The sequence below is a fragment of the Ferruginibacter sp. genome, assembly GCF_049840995.1.
Lineage (GTDB): Bacteria > Bacteroidota > Bacteroidia > Chitinophagales > Chitinophagaceae > Ferruginibacter.
In genome coordinates, this window is record NZ_JASGIP010000006.1 from 390562 (window position 1) to 413401 (window position 22840).

At 40.1% G+C, this 22840-nt stretch carries 9 protein-coding genes; 3 read left to right on the forward strand and 6 right to left on the reverse strand.

The window, feature by feature from the left end:
• Positions 1–304: 304 nt before the first annotated feature.
• Positions 305–745 (forward strand): hypothetical protein, encoded by a 441-nt coding sequence (locus QM738_RS16810; RefSeq protein WP_462277891.1) that lies wholly within the window; start codon positions 305–307, stop codon positions 743–745.
• 551 nt (positions 746–1296) lie between these two features.
• Here QM738_RS16810 and QM738_RS16815 read toward each other — a convergent pair.
• Complete coding sequence (locus tag QM738_RS16815; protein WP_462277892.1) at positions 1297–2355, reverse strand: tyrosine-type recombinase/integrase; 1059 nt, start codon at positions 2353–2355, stop codon at positions 1297–1299.
• Positions 2356–2455: 100 nt separating this feature from the next.
• Here QM738_RS16815 and QM738_RS16820 point away from each other — a divergent pair, with 100 nt between their 5' ends.
• Together QM738_RS16820 and QM738_RS16825 are read left to right on the forward strand one after the other, a co-directional pair.
• A complete protein-coding gene (locus tag QM738_RS16820; RefSeq protein ID WP_462277893.1) occupies positions 2456–3562 on the forward strand; it encodes an RHS repeat domain-containing protein in 1107 nt (368 codons plus the stop codon).
• A 6-nt stretch (positions 3563–3568) separates the two neighbouring features.
• Positions 3569–3892: a hypothetical protein gene (locus QM738_RS16825; RefSeq protein WP_462277894.1), complete on the forward strand. Its 324-nt coding sequence runs from the start codon at positions 3569–3571 to the stop codon at positions 3890–3892.
• A 271-nt stretch (positions 3893–4163) separates the two neighbouring features.
• Here QM738_RS16825 and QM738_RS16830 read toward each other — a convergent pair whose 3' ends face one another.
• The 5 genes from QM738_RS16830 to QM738_RS16850 form a co-directional block, all read right to left on the reverse strand.
• The gene (locus tag QM738_RS16830) at positions 4164–4313 is read right to left on the reverse strand and encodes a hypothetical protein (protein WP_462277895.1); all 150 of its coding nucleotides are present in this window, start codon (positions 4311–4313) and stop codon (positions 4164–4166) included.
• A gap of 320 nt (positions 4314–4633) precedes the next feature.
• Positions 4634–5281 (reverse strand): hypothetical protein, encoded by a 648-nt coding sequence (locus QM738_RS16835; RefSeq protein ID WP_462277896.1) that lies wholly within the window; start codon positions 5279–5281, stop codon positions 4634–4636.
• The gene (locus QM738_RS16840; RefSeq protein ID WP_462277897.1) at positions 5281–13962 is read right to left on the reverse strand and encodes a DUF6443 domain-containing protein; all 8682 of its coding nucleotides are present in this window, start codon (positions 13960–13962) and stop codon (positions 5281–5283) included. Before QM738_RS16840 ends, QM738_RS16835 begins: the two co-directional genes overlap by 1 nt.
• Positions 13963–13990: 28 nt before the next feature.
• Positions 13991–14827: a hypothetical protein gene (locus QM738_RS16845; protein ID WP_462277898.1), complete on the reverse strand. Its 837-nt coding sequence runs from the start codon at positions 14825–14827 to the stop codon at positions 13991–13993.
• A gap of 69 nt (positions 14828–14896) precedes the next feature.
• Positions 14897–22816 carry a PA14 domain-containing protein gene (locus QM738_RS16850; RefSeq protein WP_462277899.1) on the reverse strand — a complete coding sequence of 2640 codons (7920 nt, stop codon included), beginning with the start codon at positions 22814–22816 and terminating at the stop codon, positions 14897–14899.
• Positions 22817–22840 lie beyond the last annotated feature (24 nt).

Below are 22840 nucleotides of genomic sequence, written 5' to 3' on the forward strand. Positions count from 1 at the left end.
AACAAGGGGTTGACCACATAGGCACATAGGATACATAGATGATACATAGGAATGTTTTTTTGATGTGCGTATAGGGTTAAAACATTAAAGGATGGTGTTTACTAACTTATGTTATTGTTTGTAAGAATCAATAGCTTTTAACTGTTAAAATGATCAGTCAACTATTTTTAAGCTGCCAATATTCTTTTGAGTAAAAATTGATTTTCTTTAATTTTAAGTAGCATAGTTGCTGAGCGTTTTGATGAGGGCAAGCGAAAAAAATTAAATTTGAGTTTAGGTTAAAATCAACAAAAACCGAAGGTCAATGAAAAGATTGTATGCGATCACAATTTTATTTTTATTGACAGCATGTAAACACACTATAGAACGGGCTGAGTATAGGTTTATTAATTCTCAAATATTAGTCACATCAGATACTGAGGATAAAATAGAATTGTTGAACAACTGTAAAGATGCACGTATTTATTGCTCAGCTGATTCTATAGAGATGGATGTTGAATGCCTTTTTGAAAAGCCTGTACAATCTAAAATTACTACTATAGAAAATGTGGACTCTGTTTACCTGGCAAGGCAATATGCTCTTTTAACATCCAGGATTGAACTACCAGGAAATACGACTTACAAAAAAATGAATGTCACTTTTATTACAGGTGCTTCGGAAAAGGATTCGTTGACACTATTATGCACCAAAAACAAATTGCTCTTATTGTATGAGCCTTATTTGCTTACATTTCAGAAAAATTAACTGTTATAATATTTGCGAACTGTAATTGCTACTGGTACCGGCAACTGAAGGGTTGACCACATAGACACATAGGATACATAGATGATACATAGGAATGTTTTTTCGATGTGCTTATAGTGTAAAATGTAAAGGATTTTATGCCTGTTGTATGATAGCTGAACAGGTTGGTATGCGCAGCGGGTTTATTATTTAAAATCCGGGCTAAGCATTGATTTGAATTGGTATACCACCGGGGTAGCTATGAAGTGTGGTCTGGCAAGTGACCGGCAAGGGTCCCGTGAGTGTCCCGCAAAGGTCCTGTTGATGTCCTGTAAATATCCTGTTTGTATCCCGGTGTGGTCCTGCTGCTGTTGATGTGCAGCAATAATACTGGCGAATGATTGTTATAAAGGAAAGATACAAATAAAATCGATAGCATGTTGAAAGGGTTTTATATTTCGGGTATATGTAAGCGTTATTAAATTTACAGTAAGTGAATTTTGTCAAAAGTATTTGATCTTAGAAGACCACCATCCTAATTGCAAAAAGACACCCTATTCCTTATAATTATTTTATGCCACTTCAATAAGCCGGTTAAATACCTGGTCCATTTCATTATCCAAATAGCTTTGCACCAGGTTCACATAGCGGTAAAAAGATTTGCTATCAGCTGAGTGGCCACTGATCTTTTTTACCACATGCTCCTTCATGCCCAGCATCAGCATGGTGGTGATGGCTGTTTTGCGCATGGTGTGGGAAGACACGAGATCGCAAAAACGGTATTGTTTATTGGCAGCATTCAGCAAAGGCTTTGCATCGATGCCTCTTTTTTTGCGCTGCTTGCCCACTTCTTTTGTCCAACCCGCCCGCTCGGCAATTTGTTTCATCTGGTTGTTGAACCGGGTGCGGGGTATGGGCGGAAAGATGGTCTTTCTTTTTTTTGCTGCCAGTCTGAATTTTTCTACTATCGCTACCGCATACACGGGTAATTTTATCCTTACTTCTGTATCCGTCTTAATGGTCTTTACCTGCAGGTAATATTGCTCGCCCGTTTTTTCTATATCGGTGAATTTAATGGCAAACAAATCAGACACCCTTAATGCCACCGTGCAGCCGAATACCATAATGTCTTTTGCCTTCTGCAAAGTGCGGGGCAATTGTTCATGAAAATGCTGGTCATTGATGAGGAACTGCAGTTGTTCCGGCAAAAAAGTAATCACCGGTATTTCTTCTTTGCAGATATAGAATTTTTTATAAAAATCGCCGGTGCGTATCAGCAGTTCTTTATTTACATAGTTAAAGAACATGCGGATGATCTTGATCACAGCGCCTACATAATTATCATAGCAATCCTTATCCCGGTATAAAAAATCGGTGAACTGGTGGTAGAATTTTTTCCAGTAAGCCGCTTCCGCTTTCTGGCTGCGCTTGTTATTGCCGGTAACCGGTTTTATTACCAGGCTGGTGCTGAATTTCTGCTCGTAGTCTTTTAAATACTGCAGCACATAATCGTAATTGCCTACAGTTTGTTTTTTTATCCTGCTGCCATCGGCTTTCAGCCTGCGGCCGCTATGCGTTTGCCGGATGAATTTTTCAAATAGCGGGATGAGGGGGTACTGTTTTGCTGACATAATTTAATAGTTTTTTTACCGGTAAAAAAAGCAATTTTAAGCGATAATTGGTTAATTTTCCTTTACAAAAGTTCTTTGATTTTTCAGGCGGGGTGATAGTTTGCGGAAGAGTGACTATTATCCTTTCGGAATGAGTATGCCAGGGAGAAAGTTTAGTGCGGGAAGTGACTATAGGTATGGGTTTAATGGAAAAGAGAATGATAAGGATGCTGGTGAAGGAGTGCAGGATTATGGAATGAGGATTTATGATGCGAGGTTGGGGAGGTTTTTAAGTGTGGATCCGTTGACGAAAAAATTTGCTTTTTATACACCGTATCAATTTGCAGGTAATAAAGTTATTTGGTGTATTGATCTAGATGGTCTCGAGGACATCCCTTCAACTGAATTAAATAAATACGGTGAAAAACAAGTCTATAAAATTTCTGTTCAAGATGATTTCATTGATGCTGATATATTTGGCAATAGAATGTATCATGACAAGAAAATAGAGCCAAAAAATGCTACTCCGGCGACTAGTAAGATGACTGACATTGAAGTTTACCAACTAGCTTTTAATCGTTTTGTAGAACCTGGTAAACACCTGATTAATTCAAATCAATATATTGACGAAAGACTAATGAAAGCTGATCAACAAGTTGAGTATTTTTTTACTCATCAGGTGCCAACATATAGTAAATCTAATGTAGCCTCGAGAACCATCCATGCAATTATCGCAGCGTCCTTATTTCATGGTAATAATAAGCAAGATGCAGTAAACCAAATTCAGAAATCTGACGATTTTCTGTATCGGCATGATATTGCTACCTTAATAGTAGCAGCAGCGCCAATAGGAGCTGCTTTAAATATCAGAAGTGCATTAGCAACTTTAGCGAAAATTCAAACACGAAGTTTGGAGTTGTTAGCAAATGGGTATAAAGCTGGCTGGGCAGCCGCTGACCTGACAGGAGCAATTGAAAAATTTGTTGGAAAAAATGCAGAATTTGAAGTATCTGAGACTGGGAAAATTATATGGAAATCGGCCAGTAGTGATATTCAGGTTATTCAAGACCCGTTAAATAAATATTTTAGAATACAAAATATAAAATTACCTGGGCGGCGGACATATTTAGATACACAAGGCAATGTTCCTAATAATAAAGTTGTAAATGGCAGAACAACTGGGAACTCACAGGACGAGTATAATCAACTGACTCATTTTAATTATTAATATTTTATGCGGAAAATTATAGCTGGTCATTCGAAGGAAGATTTAATAAATGCCTCTAATGATATTAATTATGAAATTGTAGGCAAAGAAATTATAGTTAAGGACACTGAGTTTACATCTTTCTGGGAGTCCGATTTAGTAAGTAAATTTTATAAAAAAAGAGGAGTGCTCATTGACGATTATGAGACAACGATTATAACTAGCGAAGATGATTTGTATATTCTTAAAGAAACTATTGAACAATCCTCTGCATTTAAACTTAAAAAAAACTTGCTTGAGCTTGTTACTTATGCAATTGTAAAAAAATCGGGAATAATATTTATTTTTTAGAGGACATCTCTTTTGCCTTTGTTGATTGCCACTCTAACCTCCGGCTTGAGCCGTTGTTGGTATCGAAGGGTTAGATAAAGAAGCTCAGCCGTACCAATAACATTGCCACCAAATGTTGTAGCAAATTTAATGCAGCCACTGTAACAATATAATAAAAATTACAAAAGCAAATACTTCGCTTAGCCTTCGTTGGTAGCCCACTCTCACCGCCAACAACGGCTCAGAATTGGAAAATTACAGTCATGCGATCAACTTTTTTATCAACAGAAAATCAATCCCAAATAATCCAATTGTAAAAAAGGATTCTCATTAAAATAGAATACTTCCAATAATCTCCATAAGCATCCAATACTATTGAATTATTTGGCATTTTTTCATCAATCCAAATTTTATACTCTGTTCCAATAGTAGGCTTTTTCAAAGATGAAAATTTGTGTTTTAATTGATGTTTGTTTGTTGTACTAGAAAAGCAAAATTCAATAACGCCCTCATATGTATGAACATCATTCTTCTTGGCCTTTAATTACACGATATTCGGTTAAATAGCCTGTTGTATAAGTGCCAGTTTTTATTTTTTTTGAGGTCTTTATATCCTTAAAAACTGCTAACATAAAAAAAAATTGAATAAATATAGAAAAGCATAGCATAGCTACTGTCATATTTATGGCAGCTATTATAAAAAGTATTACGCCAAATATAAATACTCGATTCTTGTACATCAGCTTAACTTATTTAGATCATCTATTCATTCCATGCGTCTATTAGGGCTTGAACTAGTGGCGGAGTTTGCAAATCTACTCTTGCACCAGCAACAACTTCTGCACTCCACCCATTGAACTTTGGTGTTTCTAGTTTGCCTCTTAAACCGATAGCAGGTTTTGATCCCATTACAACTTCACTTTGTACTGTAACACCTTTATAAATAAAAAGGTCATTTATTACTCGGAATTGGGGAGCATAATCACCAAATTTAGGCTGCTTGCCGTCTAGCGGTATAGTTACCCCTAACCCTCTAAAAGGTATTCCTCTAAACTCGGTTCCGAGTTTTCCACCTGGTACATATTCTTTTTTATAAGCTAGATATGAATTGTCTGCAGTTACAATATTTCCATAAAAACCTTGGTTGTCTGCCGTTGTAAATCCAAACTGTGCTCCCATCCATACTAATGTCCCACTTCCTTTCCCTCCTTTAATATCACCTTCAACCTTATGTTTAATATTTCCACTTGCATAAACATCCACGTTTTTAATAGGACAAAAAGCACCAATTGTTGCATCATAGAAAATTGTTTTAAGCGGATTGGGGTCATAATATGATGGTTTAGGCCGAGCATTATATGCATCCCTATCCGCTTGTGTAACATTGCTAACTTGTAGCATTCTTTCCATTAAAGAGTTATCCTTTTTTGTCCTTTCCCAACAACGACAACAACAGATAATAAATCATTAGGGCCACTTTGCAAAATATCTCCTTTACCATGGCCATATAAATAACTAAAACCTCTTGAGTTGCGTTTTGTCCATGAGCCTGTGATATTTTTATACCCTTTATGATTGGCATTTCCCTCCATAAATACAACATCACCTTTGTTTTTTCCCTTTGTATCTCTATACCAATCACTACCATCTGGATCTATCAGTAATATAGGGTTCCCTCCGAATGTAGCATAAGGGCTTTCAAACTCTTTAACAACTGGATCCACATTCCATCTTCTTCCTATCCTGCTATCATATTCCCAATACAATGCGGTTGTGAGTCCAGTTGCAATGTCATCGCTTTTTTCCTGTCCATTAAACCCATACCTATAGTCACTTCCCGCACTAAACTTTCTCCCTGGCATACTCATTCCGAAAGGATAATAGTCAGTTGCTGTAATTACATCTGCTTTATAGTATTCGGCAATGCCATCGTTGTTGGCATCGTACACAATACGTTTGTCGGAGATGGTTACCAATACATTGCCCAGGTGGTTGGTCAATTCAAAGAACTTGTTGCCGGTGGTAAAGGTAGTTAATTCGCCGTTACCGCCGGGTACGCCGCTCATGCTGATAAAGGTGCGACTTTCGGTTTGCACATTGGTTTTAACATTGTACACACCCAGGCGGCTGCTGCCGTACAGGTGTAGTTCGGTTTGGGTAAGCTGGCCGGTATTCAGTTCGTTATTGCCCGCTTCGTATACACTCATTACATTACCGCTGGCATCCCTTACATAGTAAGTGGTGCGTACCTGCGGCACTCCCCTGTCGGGGGTATAGCCCACCGATTTGCTGATGCGATTGCCGGAAGCATCATAGGTATAAGTGATATCCGTTTGTGTACCGCTTTTTACTTTATGTATGGCGGCTATTTTACCGTATACATTCCATTCAATACCGGTAATACCTTCTGCTTTGTCTTCCACCAGGTTGCCTATTTCGTCGTACACATAATTATCGGCGTCGGTTTGGTTATCTATATCATCGGGATAGTTACTGCTGTAAGCAGGGTTATCGGTCACTCTTTTCAGCTTGTTGCTGTTGGGTATGTATTCATAGGCCAGGTCGTCCATATTAAGGCCGCCGGCACCGTTGAGCACCACGCTGCTTACACCATTGCGTTTGTAGGTTAGTATATTGCCATTGGCATCGTAGGTCACTTTTTCTTTATAATCATCAATGGCTATTGCGGTAAAGGTATTGCTGGCTGTATTGATACCTTTAAAGGCGTACATATTGGTAATGCGGTTCAGTTGATCGTAATTATAGCCGTATACCCTTGCTGTACCCAACTTGGGCATGCTTACTACCATGGTACCTATATTGCCGTTAAATAATTCGTTGGCCGTATATGGATTACCGGCTTCGCCGGTGGCCAGGTGCATGTTCAGTGCTGCAAAGGGGTTGGCTGCCGATTGATTGATACGGCTGTAATCGCCGTTGTAGTAATTAAGGCTGTAGCCATAAGCATCCGTAGTGCGTATATTATTACCATACAGGTTGGTGTTACTGCTGTTTACAGGGTTACCTGCCAGGTCGGTCATACCATCCTGTCCCATATCAAATGCGGCATTGTTGGATGGGGAGTTGATCTCATCCCCTGCTGTGCCATCCATTTCGCAACCTGTAAGTGAAGGATCGATATAGGCTTCAAAATTATCCGGCGTATTGCTTTCAAATGTAGAAGGCATAAAATTGATACTGTTTCGTGCTACGTAAGTGGATGGATAAGGTGAGAGCCTGTTATATACATACAGGTTATCTACTGCGCTGTTGGGGGTACCGCAGTCCTCACCATTGCCGATCGTGCTGCCTCCCTGCAATGCAGTAGTGTTAACACCCTTGAGCCAGCCCTGCAGCGTGTATGCATAGTCGATACCCTGCACTTCCATCAATGGCTCACCCAGCACGGTACGGGCCAGTGGTCCATGTCGGTAATAGCTGTACTTTGCTTCGCGTTTCCAGTAAGCATAATCCCTGCTGGTAAATACTTCTGTCAGTTTATTTTCAGCATCGTATTGGTAGCGGTGGTAAAATGCATCGGCATAGCCGGGCTGATATGCCACTTCGTTCACCTTGCCACTTATAAGATCGTACTGGTAAGTGACTTTTTTATACCGGTTACCGCCAGGCAATGCGCCCAGGGTGGCTTTATAATCCTGCAGCAATACATCTACATTACCATGTATATCATAGGTATAGAAAGTAGCTGTTTGCCATGGCGCCTCTGTTGGTGCAGAGCCATCATCGGTAGCCTGTACATAGGTATAGCTTACACGGTTGCGCAGGTTTTGCTGGCAAAGATAATTCTGTGTGCAAACAGGATCGTATTTAACATCGTATACCGTTTTGGTAATGCTGGTATTGGGTTCGTTGCTGCTTGCGTTTAGCCATGACTGTAAGTTACCCGGGTTTTGCGCTATGGTTTGCGACATTACAGTGCTGCCTGCCAGTTTATTCTTTTCTCCAACTTCTGATATCCTGCCGAGCCCATCATACAAAGTGTAACTGTATTTCCTGGTTACTTTCTGTTTGGCATTCTGGCTTACCACTAATCTTCCCAGCTTATCATACCAGAAATTGCTTTCGCCACCATCCGGGCTTTTTTGCGTTGTTACCTGGTTAAGGGCATTGTACCGGTACTGTGTAGGCAGGTTATGCTGTATGGTAAGATCGGTACCGTTTTGACGGGCCGTTTTGACATTCGCTAAAAAGGTCTGCGAAAAATTGGGTTGTACTCCCGCAGGTGGTACTGTTTTTACCAGGTTACCTGCCTGGTCGTAATAATACAATGTGTAATGGTATTCGGCCACAGGCGCCACTACGGTAAATATTTCGTGATCTTTTGCTTCCAGGCATTTACTGAGGTAAGTATTCTCAAATTCGTCCTTCTTTTGTTCCAGGTAGGCCTGGTATTGTTCGGTTGCTTTATTTAAAGCCAGTGTGGGCAGGTAGCCATTGCAGGTATCTACTTCACTGATAGTTGGGAACATCAGGTCGCCGCAAAGTTTAGGGCCGGATGGTGGTAATGCATTACAAGCATGGAGGCAGTATATAGTTGTGCTCATTGTTCGCACAGAGTCCGTTAGTGTAACATCTGCACCAAAACTTATAGAGCTCACCGTATTCCATACAAAAGAGGAATCTACATTATAAGCAGGGGACCCGATTGTGGTAGTGGAAGTAGCCGTACTGCAATTGTCTGTATTGCCGCTGGCATCAGTTTTTATAAAATAAATATCGTTGGTATTATTTCCAGACTGCTGGCTGTTATCCATACCCGCCATTGCGTAACCACCGTCCGGAGTTTGAATAACACTGCCGGCCACCTGAAGGTTTGTTCTGATGTATTTTTTTGTCCATTGTACTGTGCCGCTGCTGTTTACTTTTACCAGGTGTATATCGCCACTGCTGGTAAAATCATGCTGTGTTACCACATATCCTGCATCGGATGTAGTTCTATACGCATCACCAACACGTACTGCATCGCCGTTTATTTTATTGAGTGATACAGGCATACCGTTGTTGTTGGCATTCACCACCACAAATTCTGGATGGGTGGTATACCAGTCGGTGTCGTCATTTACTGCAAAGCTGTAACCCGTTGCTGTTTTATATACCGTATTGGGCGTATTGCTGAGGTTCTCGATATTATAATTCCTTGCCCACTCAACATTACCGTTGCTCGTGGTCAATTTCATTATCACAGCATCATATTTTGAAGAGCCTGATGCAAAATTAGCCTGCGTGGTATCCGGTGCCGATATCGAATTTACAGTAGAACTGCTTTGACCATACTGGTATGCAGTAACCACCAGGCTGGTACCGTCTTCGATGATACCAATACCGGCATCGGAATTTTGGCTATCGAAACTTTTGGCCCATGTAGCCACACCACTGCCGTTGGTTTTTATTACCATTGCATTGGCATAACCCGGTGCTGCGTGGTTCATCCCTGTAAAGGCATAACCTCCATCACTTGTTTGTACCACTTCATAGCCAGCCGAACCATTTGTATCGCCATCGTCAAATCTCCTCGTCCACTGTTCATTGCCATTGGCATCGGTTTTTACCAGCCATGCAACGCCATTCGTACTTCCTCCAAACGATTTCGTGTAGCCGGTCATTATATATCCACCATCAGCAGTTTTTTTAACACTGTAGACAGCATCATCATTGGGTCCTCCATATGTTTTACTCCATATTATATTACCGTTCACATCCATTTTCTGGAGATATGCGTCGTAGCCGTTATTTCCGAAACTATTGGAATAACCTGCTATTACATAAGTACCATCTGTGTTATACAAAGTTCTTGCACCTATATCAGCCTTGCCTCCATTATAGGTTTTTTGCATGGTCACAATACAGGTTGCGGGCGTCTGCACATTTTCGCCTGCAATGGGCAAAGCCAATGTACAGGTGTCTTCAAAGTGCAGGTACTCTCCCCAGGTTTTAGTGAAGCCTGTTTTATTATTCATGAATTTGGCAAATGCCTTATTCATGTTCAGCTCATTATCATTTTGAGGATTTGCATAAATAACATACGCTGATCCGGGTAGTATCGAATCTTTAAACTCTTCCTTATAAGCATAATATTCACTGCATTCAATACAGTTCCTGATAGGGTTATTACAGCTGAGTAATGCCGGCACTTCGATTGCAGGATCCCAGAAACTGCAGCTGCCATTACAACCCCCGATCAACGAATCCAGCAGGCTTTGGCGAATAGTAACGTTGTGCCTGTAAAAAATATACTGGCTTAAACTATTACCCGAAGGATAAGTATTGTCGGAATTTTTTTCTGCTATCAGCTCTGTAATCCTTGCGCAAACACAGGAGTCTTTTAATGTCACCACCGTTTCGTTACTTAACGGGGTTTGTTTATCGTAAGGTTGTGGAAAGTCGATGATATCTTTATGACAAATAGCGGTAGGATTGATACCATGTGCATTAAATACAGTTGTTATTACATCCTGGAAGGAGGATGGAACAGTTAAAGGCGTACCTGGCTTTACAGTTGAGGAACCCATTGGATGGTTTTCGTCGCTGCCGTTAATACAAACATTTTTAAGACCGTCTGTAATTTCTTTCACCACTACGTTAGTGATGTAATTACCATCATTATCTATGTATGTGTAATTAGTGGGAGAACCCGTAGTATTAAATGCCGCTACCAGGTCGCATTGCTGCAATTGCTGTATCCATACACGCTTATAGCTTTCGCAATTATCCTCATATTGCTTCTCCATTTCATCATCTACCGAAGCATCATGCGTATTATTTACCTGGTCCAGTATATTTTGCATGTATCCGCCACTGGTATAATAATCTTCCGGCTTACCAAATCTTCTTTCGTAGTGATTTGCGTTCAGTTCTGTATAATTTACGGCACACTGGTTCTGCAACCAGTCGTTCACCATTCTTTCTTTTTCTGACAGGTACAGGCTGCGGAAGATACGCCATACATAATTCCAGTCGCCGGCACAGTTATTATTTAAATTAGTGAACTGGCTGGGCTTAACGGGTGCATCACTGGCGCAGGTAGTACCAGTATTATTCTGGCAAAATACGGTCAGCCAGGCCAGCTTCCATAAAGTGGTGTTGGTACCATTGTAAACGGGCAGGCGGTTAAAACTGCTTTTAATATAGCTGATCATGGTATTTTTATACCCGCTGCCAACTCCTGTAAAGAAAGGATCATTAGTAACAATACCGGCACCATCTGCATCTGTAACATAACCGGCTGTTACTGCAGCCGACCAATCATGTATGTCTTCCAGTAAAGCGTCCCTCTTATAACTTTCAGCAAGAGAAGTTTCTGCCAGATGAAGTTTGCAATATTCAGGATGATACATTATCAATGCATTTGCCCAGGATGTTTTAAACACTTTTGAGAAATCTTCAGGCAAAAGGCCCAATCCTGTTATATCTTTTCGGCCTACTTCATCCGAATAGTAGTCATTACCTTTTTCATCTTTTGGATTTTGAAATTTTGCTATACCGCCCGAAAAATCTTTGAAGATATTATAGGGTTTGTTCATGTTTGATTCGTACATATCCGCCTCCTCATTAAAAGGGGCATTAGGATCAATAACACCATCTTCGTTCAGGTCAAAGTTGAGGCGTGCATATTGTCCGCGGTCCGGCGTCATATCTTCGAGCATGATATCGCGGATGGCAGCCAAAGTATTTTTAGTATCAGGGTTACACAACTCATCGCACTGCATTTTGGCATCATTATAAGATTTCGCTATCTCATCTTCGTAAGGAACCTTAAAGTTGGGATTATTTATATCCGTCAACGAATAGCCCTGTTGTTGCAGGAAAGAGGAGCGGTACGTTGCGAAAGAACCCAATGCTGCATTACATTGTGTGCAGGTGATCTCACAAGCACTGGTATTCAGCATCAAGGCGTAATTCTCATTATAGAAATCCTCCAGTGTTTTGCAGATATTTTTCTGATTGAATACATTTTCCCGGTACCAATCCTGCACCGCTTTATTTACGGTAAGCGTTTTGGTGATGTTGTATTCTCCTTCAGGAAGCGGGTCGGTGGTAAAATCAACCACTATCGGTGCCGGTAATGTATTACAGTTTTGATCTACTATTGGTGTGCCCGTATTATTGAAACTGAGATTGGTGGCTGTTTTTACAAGACTAAATCCACAATTACCGGTTATCCTTATTTCAAGGTCGTAATAACAGTCATAACAAACGGTTTGCCCTTCGGGATTACAGGCTACTATTTCTGCGCTTAATGGGCTTAACTGGTAATGAAACTGGTGCGGTGCATTTTTTGTTACAATGAGCGTAGTGGAAGAAACTACGCTCCTGCCCTGCACCGTATTGTTCAATGGAGACAAAAGATTCTTTGTTCTTGTTTGTTCCCCTGCGGCATAAGAGTCCAGTGCTTTTACATTTGCCGGTGGTGTGCCTGCTAAAGCAGTAGCCACTGTTCGGCCGTGCATATCTACATAGCTTACACTATATTGTCCATTGGCATCCCTCACCATATTCTTGGAGTAATGCGTGGCATCACCTGCTTCGGTTCCAAATAATGCATCCAGTTCATCCTGGTCCGGCTTTCCGTAATAATACTTTGTATCATGGTCTGTAGTACCATTGCCTTTACCTAATTGAAAAGTGTTGCCTACGCCTCCCTGTGCTTCTATACGGCCGGTAGCATCCGGGGTATACCGTGTTTCTGTATAAGGATAACCACCTGCATCCGGTATGAATTTATTAAAGCCGTCATTCTTTTGCGGGTTATTCGTAGAATAATACTGGGCTGCACCACTTGTATTATCCAGTTGAGGTGTACTGTAGGAACAGGAACTGGCATTAGTGGGCATAAGATCGAACGCATCCTTAGGCGTTACATAACTGCCAACAAATTTGTTGAAGCTCTCGGTATACTTTATTATGGAGTTCATTGTAGGCGCCGGTAAAATATTGATCGCAGGGCGCCCCTGGTAATCGTAAAAGGTTTCTGCAACCACTGTTTTCTCTGTTACATTATCTTTAGTTACAGTTTGTCTTCCTCTCAATGTTCCATCAAAATACTGTACTACTGTTTTGCGCTTGCCATCCTCTGCAAATGAAGTGGTGGTTTGCCAGTTCAGCCGCTCTTCATGTCCTTCTCCTGTTGTTCTGTCATAGTAAGTAATACCACCAAATGCCAGGGCGCTCCAGGCTCCGTTTACAACCTGCCCATTTTCTTTATATTGCACCGGGCGTATCCTGTAAAAAAGCAAACCGAGCCCATCATAGATCATGGGTATTTTATAACTGCTGGCACTTTTTGCTATGGTAACCCGGGAAGAATTATTTTTAAACAAAAGGTCCGCTTCAAACTTTAAAGTATTATTATCCGAAAGATCCTCTTTTTTATAATTATTCTGTGCTTCTTTGTCCACCCATGTCCATTCAATGTCAATATGTGTTTTGCCATTTGCTGTTAAAGGATTATCGTCCCAGCTTACCAGCAACTCATCAGCATCAGCAGCAGGTGTACTGTGAGAAGGAGTAAGCGTGCTCGTATAATTAAACACATAATCTCTTTTACAGAACAACCTGTTCTCAAGATCGATCACCTCCCATACATTCCAGCTGTAGGTAACTGGTGTACTGATATTAAGGATAGTGACTTTTACTTTGCGGCATTGTTTAAACTGTATGGTTTGTCTTGAGTTATATTTTAAACCGGCGGCTTTGGTATAATTTACTTCCAGCGTGTATGCTGAAAGACTACCGGTAGTGCCATCAACCAAAGTGTATTCTACCTTCACCTGCACCTGGGCAGTAAAATCTGTTTTTATTTTTTGAATAGCAGTTTCATCCAGCAGTAAACTTACCACGTTGGTAATTTTATCATTGGCAGGATTGGCAATGGTGGAATTGAGTGCACCATAAAAAATATTGTCGATAGTTTCTTTGGAATGGATCCCCCCGGGATCCGGCACTATCTCTCCCAGGCTTCCTTTAAAAGTTGTAACTATCTCGGGATCGCTGGACGCTTTGGTAGTTAATGCTGCCAACAGCAGGCATCCTGCAAACAACAATTTTGTAACAATAAGTTTTATCCTGCGCATATATTTCTGCTTCAAGTAAATGAATAAATTATGGGGTGGGTTGGTCTCCGTTATAAGGCACTTCCTGGTAATAGGCTGCATCCTGGTCCAGGTTATCAAATCCTGACGTCACAAACCTGTAATCTTTATAATTTTCTGCAGGTTGATATGTTTTCCGTTGCCGGTTGTAATATGCGTATTGCGCATCTTCAAATATTTGGGTATTAGTATATATTTTATAATGGCTAAAGCCCATTGTAACTGTTTTTTTAGCTGTATAAAACACCGCACTATCTGCTTCTTCTTTGTCGTTATAAGAGAATTGAAATTTGGTCGGATAATAGGAATCTGCTTCATATTCAATAAAAAAAGAAGTATAAGGAACATTGCCATCAATGGTAGTGATAGCAACGCTATCTGCAGTAAAAAGTATCTTCTTTGTTACAACAACCGAATCATCCATAGTTGTATCAATAGTAACAGTATACAAGCTGTTATAATATTCCGTAACTGAATCGATAAAGTTGCGCAGCGGGAAAGAACCACTTATGTCTCCCGACTGATTCTTAGTCATGATAAGCAGTTTTTCATCTGCATAAGCGGTATACGAAAAAGAATCTGTTTGCGTATATTGTATACCTCCCATTTTATAATACAGGTTCTTTTTATTGAGCACATAATTGCCAGATACAGCGTCTGTTGCTTTTGTGGTACCTGCGGAATCGCTTTTATAAAATATATCCATATTAAAGCCCAGGTATTGTGAACTGTCAAATACTTTATTGATACGGTATAGCTCATTCCTGGCAGAGTCCAGCGTTGAGATCTGCGCATTTATTGAAAATGTTGCCGCTATACAAAAACAGCACATGAGAAGTTTTTTCATTCGCATTTTTTAATTTTTTAGTTTCAAAATGGTGACTTTGCCAGCCATTCTTATTTTTTAAAAATTCGTTTAAAAATCAGTGATCTTTTTTTGAAGCCCGCTTCTTGTTTCTTGTATGGTTTTAATACCCAACCTGGTTTCTTTTTTCACCCTTATTAAAGTACCATCATCATCATACTCGTAAAAAGTGGCGTAGTTATTTTCGTCAAGCTCTGCCAGTGGTTTTAAATTATAGGGATTGTAAACAAAAGATTTCATGTTGGCATTATAAGGATGGAAGCGCAGGTCGTCTATATACAAGGCATCAGCACTGTTGTTATCGATATACAAGCTCATTCCTGCACCTTCGGGCACATAGAACTCCGCTTCCATTAATTGCCATCCTTCAATGATATTGCCTTTGGCAACAAAGCTCCCCTGGCTACCGGTCAATACATTACCATTAGCATCTTTGAGTTTAAGCGCAAAACCGGTATAGTCTGCACAGTTGCATTCAGTCTCTCCTTTTTTAACCCAAACACTAGCGATCATTCTTTGCCCCGGGATCAGGCTGAAGCCATCGATCAGGTAATTGGATTGAGCTTTGATATTATCTATTTTGGTACAGATCATATTTGGCGCAATTATAGAACCATTTGCATCTGCTGCAGTAGGATACATGTTGGCAGTAGGAACAAAATCCCACTTATTAGTACATTTATCCAACCAAAGAAAAGACACATGACCGCGGTTAATTGTGCTCTTATGTTTTCTATCCTGTAAAGTGATATTAACATCATACAATTCTCCTGCTACCAAATTGATCGGAACAATCGTCATATGGGGGTTTGCGCAAATAGTATTGTTATTACACCCGTCAAAAACTGTGGTAACAAAAGTGCCGGGTTTACTAATAACAATTGTGGCATAATCGTCAGGAACATCTGATTTAAATTGATATTGACCCGACTCTGCTACCTGTATTTTCCCATTCCATGTAAATGTATTACCGCCTCTATAGCTAAAGCCGCAAGGAGGGTCGTTGTATTGCTCATAATCTATATATACTCTCTGATCAATACCAGTACATGATAACCCATCGCTATTAAAATGATAATAATTTAACCCAATTCCTTTAGGCACCACCCATGGAACATTAGTTTGGTTTACTACCGGGTGTATCAATATATCCGGCTCATTAGCCAAATTATCCGGAGCAATCTTTATATTAATGCTTGCGTTGCTGTTGGCGTTAGTTTTAAAACTGTAGTTGCCTGTATGCGCCTGTGTTTCGGACAATTGTGTAGTATTGACCCCTGTTTCAAAATGCCTTTTATTAGGCTGGCACAACAGGTTGCATTGCTGATCCTTAAAGAAGTAATCTTCAAATCCATCAAAAGCGCTTAGCCTTAAACGTGAGTTATTAACAACTGCTACGGGCAATGCTTCATTATAGCCATAGATGCCTGCGTTATAACGGTTTAAAGGATCGAAGTTTTCCAGCTCTGCCCCTTTACGGTTGTACTGCGATATTTCGCTGTTGGAAACCCAGAGCGTGCTGTTAACATTGGTGCGGGTGATTTTCTTTTCTGCATTAGTGGTAGCATCCAGGCTCCAGAAAGTTTCAAAATCTTTTATGATACCATCTTTATTGATAGTGGTTGTCGATGTCGGATCCTGTTCACGTCTTTGTCCGTTATACACATAACTCTTCAGCGGGCGCCAGTTACCCAGTAAGCCTTGCACGTAAGGGTTCATGTATTGTCTTGAAAAAACAGAGTAGCAACCTGTTACTTTTTCATCGGTATTGCAATACATATATCCTGCAGGCGGGTTAGTGGGTGCATTAGCTGCAGGCCCCTGGTATACGATCGGGTTGTCCGGGCTGCAATTGTAATATTTAAGTTTAATGGAAGTCCGTCTTTCAATTTCGTGTGAACTGGGACTTGTTGATTGGAAACACACCCTGGATACAGTTGCTCCCTGTATATTTTCGGTTGCAAGGCTGAGCATTAAAGCAGTGGCATACCCTTTTGCAGGATCATATTTATCTTTCAGCATTCCTTTTACCACTTCCGTTATATCAGCTTTAAAATCTACATTGGAAAAACCGGGTGGCGGAGTACCCTTCACGAACTGGCTATTGCTTGTACCGGCCGGGGCGGAAGCATTGAATAATTGCCTCCATAAACCTTCGTTGGAGAAAGATGGCCATGTTGACTGCATCCTGGATAAAACAAAATCATTGGGATGGTTTGCCGGTGAATAATGCGAAGCGAAGTAACTATGATTCGTTCCACTATAATAGCCATTCACATAAATCTCGTGATAGTTACGGTGGGCCGGCAGGTTAATCTCTGCAGAAACAACATTGCTACTGGCGTTAAGGTTGCTTACCGCATCAAAATTAAACAATAACCAACTCCTGTGTTTGTAATCCGGTTGGTTGCGGCCTCCATTATATTGTGCTGCTATAAAATGATCCGGGTTAGTGTACAATTCATACTTACGGCTTGAACTCAAAAATTTTACTTTTAAGAAAGTTGCATAAGCCGCACTTTGCGTAAACTCTACATCACTGGTCAATATAGGTGCCTTACGTACCACCCTTTGTATATCTTCCTGTGTAAAAAAGGCATCCTGGGTTTTCCATTTTTCCTTAAACTCAATTGCCCCGGTATTGACTATGTTGGTGTTATTATTAATCAGGATTTTATCATATGTAATATTATCAGGCTTTAGTTGAATAGGGCTTGCCATACTTGTAACAGAACCTACTGATGCCCCCATCATATTTCTTCTGCCACTCCGTACAATACGTATATCTGCATTGGCTGCATTGTATGGGTTACCGTTGCGGTCAATGAAAATAAAACTCTTGGTCGTATTCCTCGTATCCTTGGTTACATCCAGTGCCCATATCCGGTATTCGTTACTTTTTGGTAAAAGCGTACATGCGTTACCGCTACCAATGGCTATACAGGCCGCATTGTCTTTTGGTCCAATATTAGCATGATCCACCACATAAATTTCATCTCCACTTTCAAAAATTGTATTTACCTCTGTTTCAGAAAGCCCCGCTTCAATTCTGCCATTCCTGAAAAGCAGCCCTTTAACTTCAGCGTCGATATTCTTATACGCCGGCCCCATAGCTTCCTGCGCCCAATATGCCGGGTAGCTAAAGTTATAAATCGGGGCATTGAACTCATTACTTGTACGGCTTACCAGCACTTCGCCCGTTTCGGCATCGTATACAAGATTTTTAGTGCCCACCACACTTCCTTTATCAATATTTTCCACACTGTCTAAAATACCAAACTCGTTTACAATTTTTAAAGTGGTCGCCGACCTGTACAACGATTCATCCCTGAATACAGCTCTAAAAACTGTAGGCAATAAAACAGGCCAGTTAGCCAATGTAAAAAAGTCTAGATTTAATGGTATTTGTGCAGAATGTGTAAACGTAAAGTGTTCCCTGAAATCATTCATTACTTCAATATCTTTACCCACCAGTTTATTGGTTATTTTTCCATCTGCACCTCCAATAACCGGAACGGTATTATCCAGTTTATATTTATTTTCTCCAACCTTATTCATCCGGTAGAAATAAGTGGTCTTATTAATCGGATTTTTCAGATCATTCTCCGGGTAACTGGCCTGCATTTTCATTTTACCATTCATATCATTCAGCACTATTTTAAATCCCTGCGAAAGTGTCATATAATCCTTTTGTGCAAAATTGAATATTTTACTTATCGGGTTGGGTTTATAATGATGGCGACTGAGCATATCAAAGTCGGTAAATTCTGTCAGCGTAGGAAAATCCCTGGTAGTATAAAACTGTGTTTCCTGCATGCCCACACCTGATTTTATATTTTTTTCAGTTTTATTATGAATACTTTTTACAGTTACCCTGCTATAACCAACAGAAGGAGAAGGGAAGAATGTTTCCGCAATAGGCAGTTCAATATTGCTGATCTCAGTAGGTCCAAGGGGATTCGTAGCCGAGTACTGTAATACTTCTCTGAAAGGATTTTCTTCATTACCCACTCCCGGTTCATACGATGCCACACCGCTGCTCATCACCTGTGGCTGACCATTGATCATCTCTGTAGTGGTATAATCATATTCCTGTCCATACGTGGAAGAAATATCCGGGGCATTGGATGCCGGGTTGATCATTCTTTTAAAATTATCTGTTATTTTAACCGACTTAACCCTGTGGCCTCCGCCGATTTTTTTAAAATAGGGATTAGCCAATCTTGCTACCGATCGTACGGCATCATATTCTTTACACCAGCCATCCCACCTGGCATTATTTTCAAAACCGGTAACGCCTGTACGAATATTGTTGACCATGGCGAAAAGAGCCTTTATAACTTGGCCAAAAGCAGTCTTATTACCTACATCATATCCAGGATATGCTTTAGAGGGCAGCTGATCACGTAGAAATTGATATACTGTCTCCATTACCTGGCTTCCATTATTATGACTTGCTTTACCTACTTTAATATAGAATTTGCTGCCATTTGAGCCGGGCACAATACCAAATGCATCAATATTACAATACACAAACATCGGTTCATACCCCTCGCCATAACTATCCTTTGGTACTTTGACCCATAACTTGAAAAGCAATTGCTTGATATCCTGCAGGTAATATTTTTTAATATCATCATTATTACTAACAGTAACCGGTGCATCAAAGAAAACATAGCGGTAATCCATGTTATCAAAATCCCACGGTAAGTGTGTAGTAGCATTGGTAAAGAGTTTATTTTCCGGGGTAGATGTAGGAGAAGCGCCGAATCCGAGGATCTTTGTCATTTGTGCAGCTCTCTTATTTTGCACATAAGCATAATCATCGGCCTCATAGGTAATATCAATTTTAGCACCACTTGGCAACAATATCTGGTTCAGGCTCCAGGTGGCAGCATTCGCATCCGACTGGGTTTTGTTCTGTGTAGTATAGGGATAATCTTCGTTTGAAACTGCAGGCGAGCCCGGGTTTTGACTATGTGGTTTATAAGTACCCCAACGATCATTCTCCAGGGAATTAAAAACAATATTGCTATTATCTTCTTCCGCATATTTAAAGCGGTATTTATTTTTTTGATGGTTATTATTGTTATAGGTAAAATAAATACTCTCTAATGTTAGTTTACCATTTCCATTAGCCGTATTTCCGCTAAACAGTGCATAGTTTTTGCATAGTTTATAGGTATAAGTAAAATGTACCGTTTTAATTGGTTTGGCATTAACTCCATACTTTACAAAATCTGCTTTAGAATACAGATCGATACGGTCCAGTTTTTTCTGACAGGGTGCGCCATTTACATCATTCACCCCCCCGTTATACGATTTTACACCATATCCATCCTGCCTGTCGGAGATAGTAAATGTTGCGATCATGTTTTTTGATTCGATCGAATGCGTGTACCAAAGTTCTTTTTGCCCATATGTGTACAATGCTTTATTATCGGAATTATCTGTAACAAGCCCCCTGTTAAAATTTGCATAGCCTTCATCTACCGGCAACCTCCAGTTCATATTTGCCCAACTATTGGGTAAAGAACTTTTCTTATTAACCCTGGTATAATTAAATTTAATTGCTGTACCCAGGTCGTCGTCAGTGATGCCATCACCTGTCAGGTCAGAATAATCGGGTGATAAGATCGCAGTGAGTAAAAAAGAATGTGCATAGGGATCTACAGTTTCAGATTGAAACATTCCATCCTTTCCCTGTTTGTTCTCAGAACTGTTATCCACATCTTTATTATATTCAACAATCCCTTTACTTTCATTAACAGTCTTACTAATGCCTACACTAAAATTTACTTCTTTTTGCGCCAGTTCATATACCGGTAACCCATATACGTATCTCTTATCGTCCTGCTGTACAGTTATCTCGGAAATATGATGCCCCTTCCTGTAACTGGGGGTATTGGGATCGCTATTCGGATTATATCTTCTTATGATCGATTTATAAGCAGGATCATAGTCGGTAGGACAACCACCGGGTTTAAAAAAGTTTTCCTGGTAAGAGTAGATATACCTGTCGAGGCCAATAAGGTCTGCCTCTTCAGCCGTTAAATAAGAAATCACCTGTGTTCTTTTGTCTCTTTCTTTACGGTAACTGTTGTCCTTTGTTATTGAAATCGTTCCATCTGGCTGCCTGCTACTATTGAATAATTGAAATTTACTTTGCAAGGTGGTAGTGGGCTGGAGGAAAGGGCCGGTCAGGTTAAGGCTGGTTCCCATCATTGCCCTCATCAGTTTATCCTGGCCCATATTATTATAATAATCCTCATCAATAATAGCCTTCTCACCAGGATTTTTAAAATAGAAACCGCTTTGAACAAGTTTATCAGATTCTTTGAATGCAGCTGTTTGTTTTAACACATTTTCAGTTTCCCATCCTCCAACTACTGTTGCGGAGTAAACTCCTCCAATTGTAGCACCTGCTTTTACCTTATCCTTGATACCGAGATCAATACCTAGATTAACCTGACCAGAATTGGTTCGGGTATAGTTGTCCTGTACATATCCCATATTACCCCGATATCCTCTAAAAACGCCCCCGGTTCCTTCGCCACTGATCGAGAATACATCATAAGTATAAACAGGTAATGAAATCACTGGTGTCTTATAAGTATAAGTTCCATCATTTGAGCGATTAAAATCAAGTAAGGCTTCTCGCTTATTATTAGCTTTCTCATAATACATGTACCCATATGCGTCTTTTGTTTGAACTTGATAATCCTTATCTATTCCATGCCTTGTATAGTATCCTTTTATTGCATAAGTTTTGGTTATACCTTTACTTTCTTTTCCGAATTTCATTGAAAAAGTTGCATTAAAACTTGTAGTGGGCATACGTATTGAAGGCGTATAAGAAGGGCGTGCAAAACTCAAGTTCGTGCTCAATAGAGATGAGCCGGAGTGAGAATTAATATCATTACTTCCCTTCATTGTGTATAGATACTTTGTTCGTTCAGCCTCTAATCGCAGATCTCCTAATCCTGTTCTTGAATTGAAATCTATTGAAGTGCTTATACCATAATTTTTTGTATAGTCTTTGTTCCATAAATATTTTTGAAAGCTTACACTGTGAGTCAATCCCGTTTGAGAATTTAGATTAACACCAGCGCCCAGTGAAAAATCATTTATAGGATAAACCGTTGTGTCTTCGTGCTTTTCGGTGCATGCTTGTGCCGCTATATTTTTATGTGCAGTAAATTCTCCGGAAATGCCCAATTCTAACCCAACCCCTCGTTTTGAATTATAGAAAACTCCGGCACTTAAGGTCTTCTTATTTTTATCAAAAGCATACGCAACGGGTAATCCTACCACCTCTTTATCCGTTGCACCATTAACACCCACCACTATTTCCGGTTTCATAGATTGCTCTTTTGTAACCTTATCACTTCCATTAAAATCATCCGGTACACCTCTCATATTCCGGTTAATGGTACCAGGATTAATATTCCATCCCAGGCCTACCCAACTGGCTTCCTGGTCCATAGAGGGCTGTGCATTGTAAAATATATTTATCGGGTATCCGTCTACGTCAAGCAGTGGAATGTTATAAGAAAAATCCCCGGTAAACAGATTCACCATATTATCAGCACCTATTGATTTGAATGTAGACATCTCAGGCTGACCAGGCCCTCCAATTGCTGGCTTTTCACCATCGTTCAATAACGCATCGCCTTTTACAATTACAGCATTATTATCCATTGGTTGTCCTGCTATAATTTCAGTTACACCTGAAACATTCTTTTCTTTTTTATCAACTAAAGAAACTTGTATTAATGACTGCGGGTCAACGATATTATTACCTTTGTATATACGATCTTTAAAACTACCGGTGTAAGTATGTACATAAGGATCAAGTGCATGAAACCTTCTGCCCGACGCATAAGCCATACCGATCATATCTGTATAGAATAACAAAAACAGAAACCATGCAATTACTTTTTGTTTTTTCCCTGTCAAAAAAGTTAACATAAGCTTATTTTATTTTTACAGCTT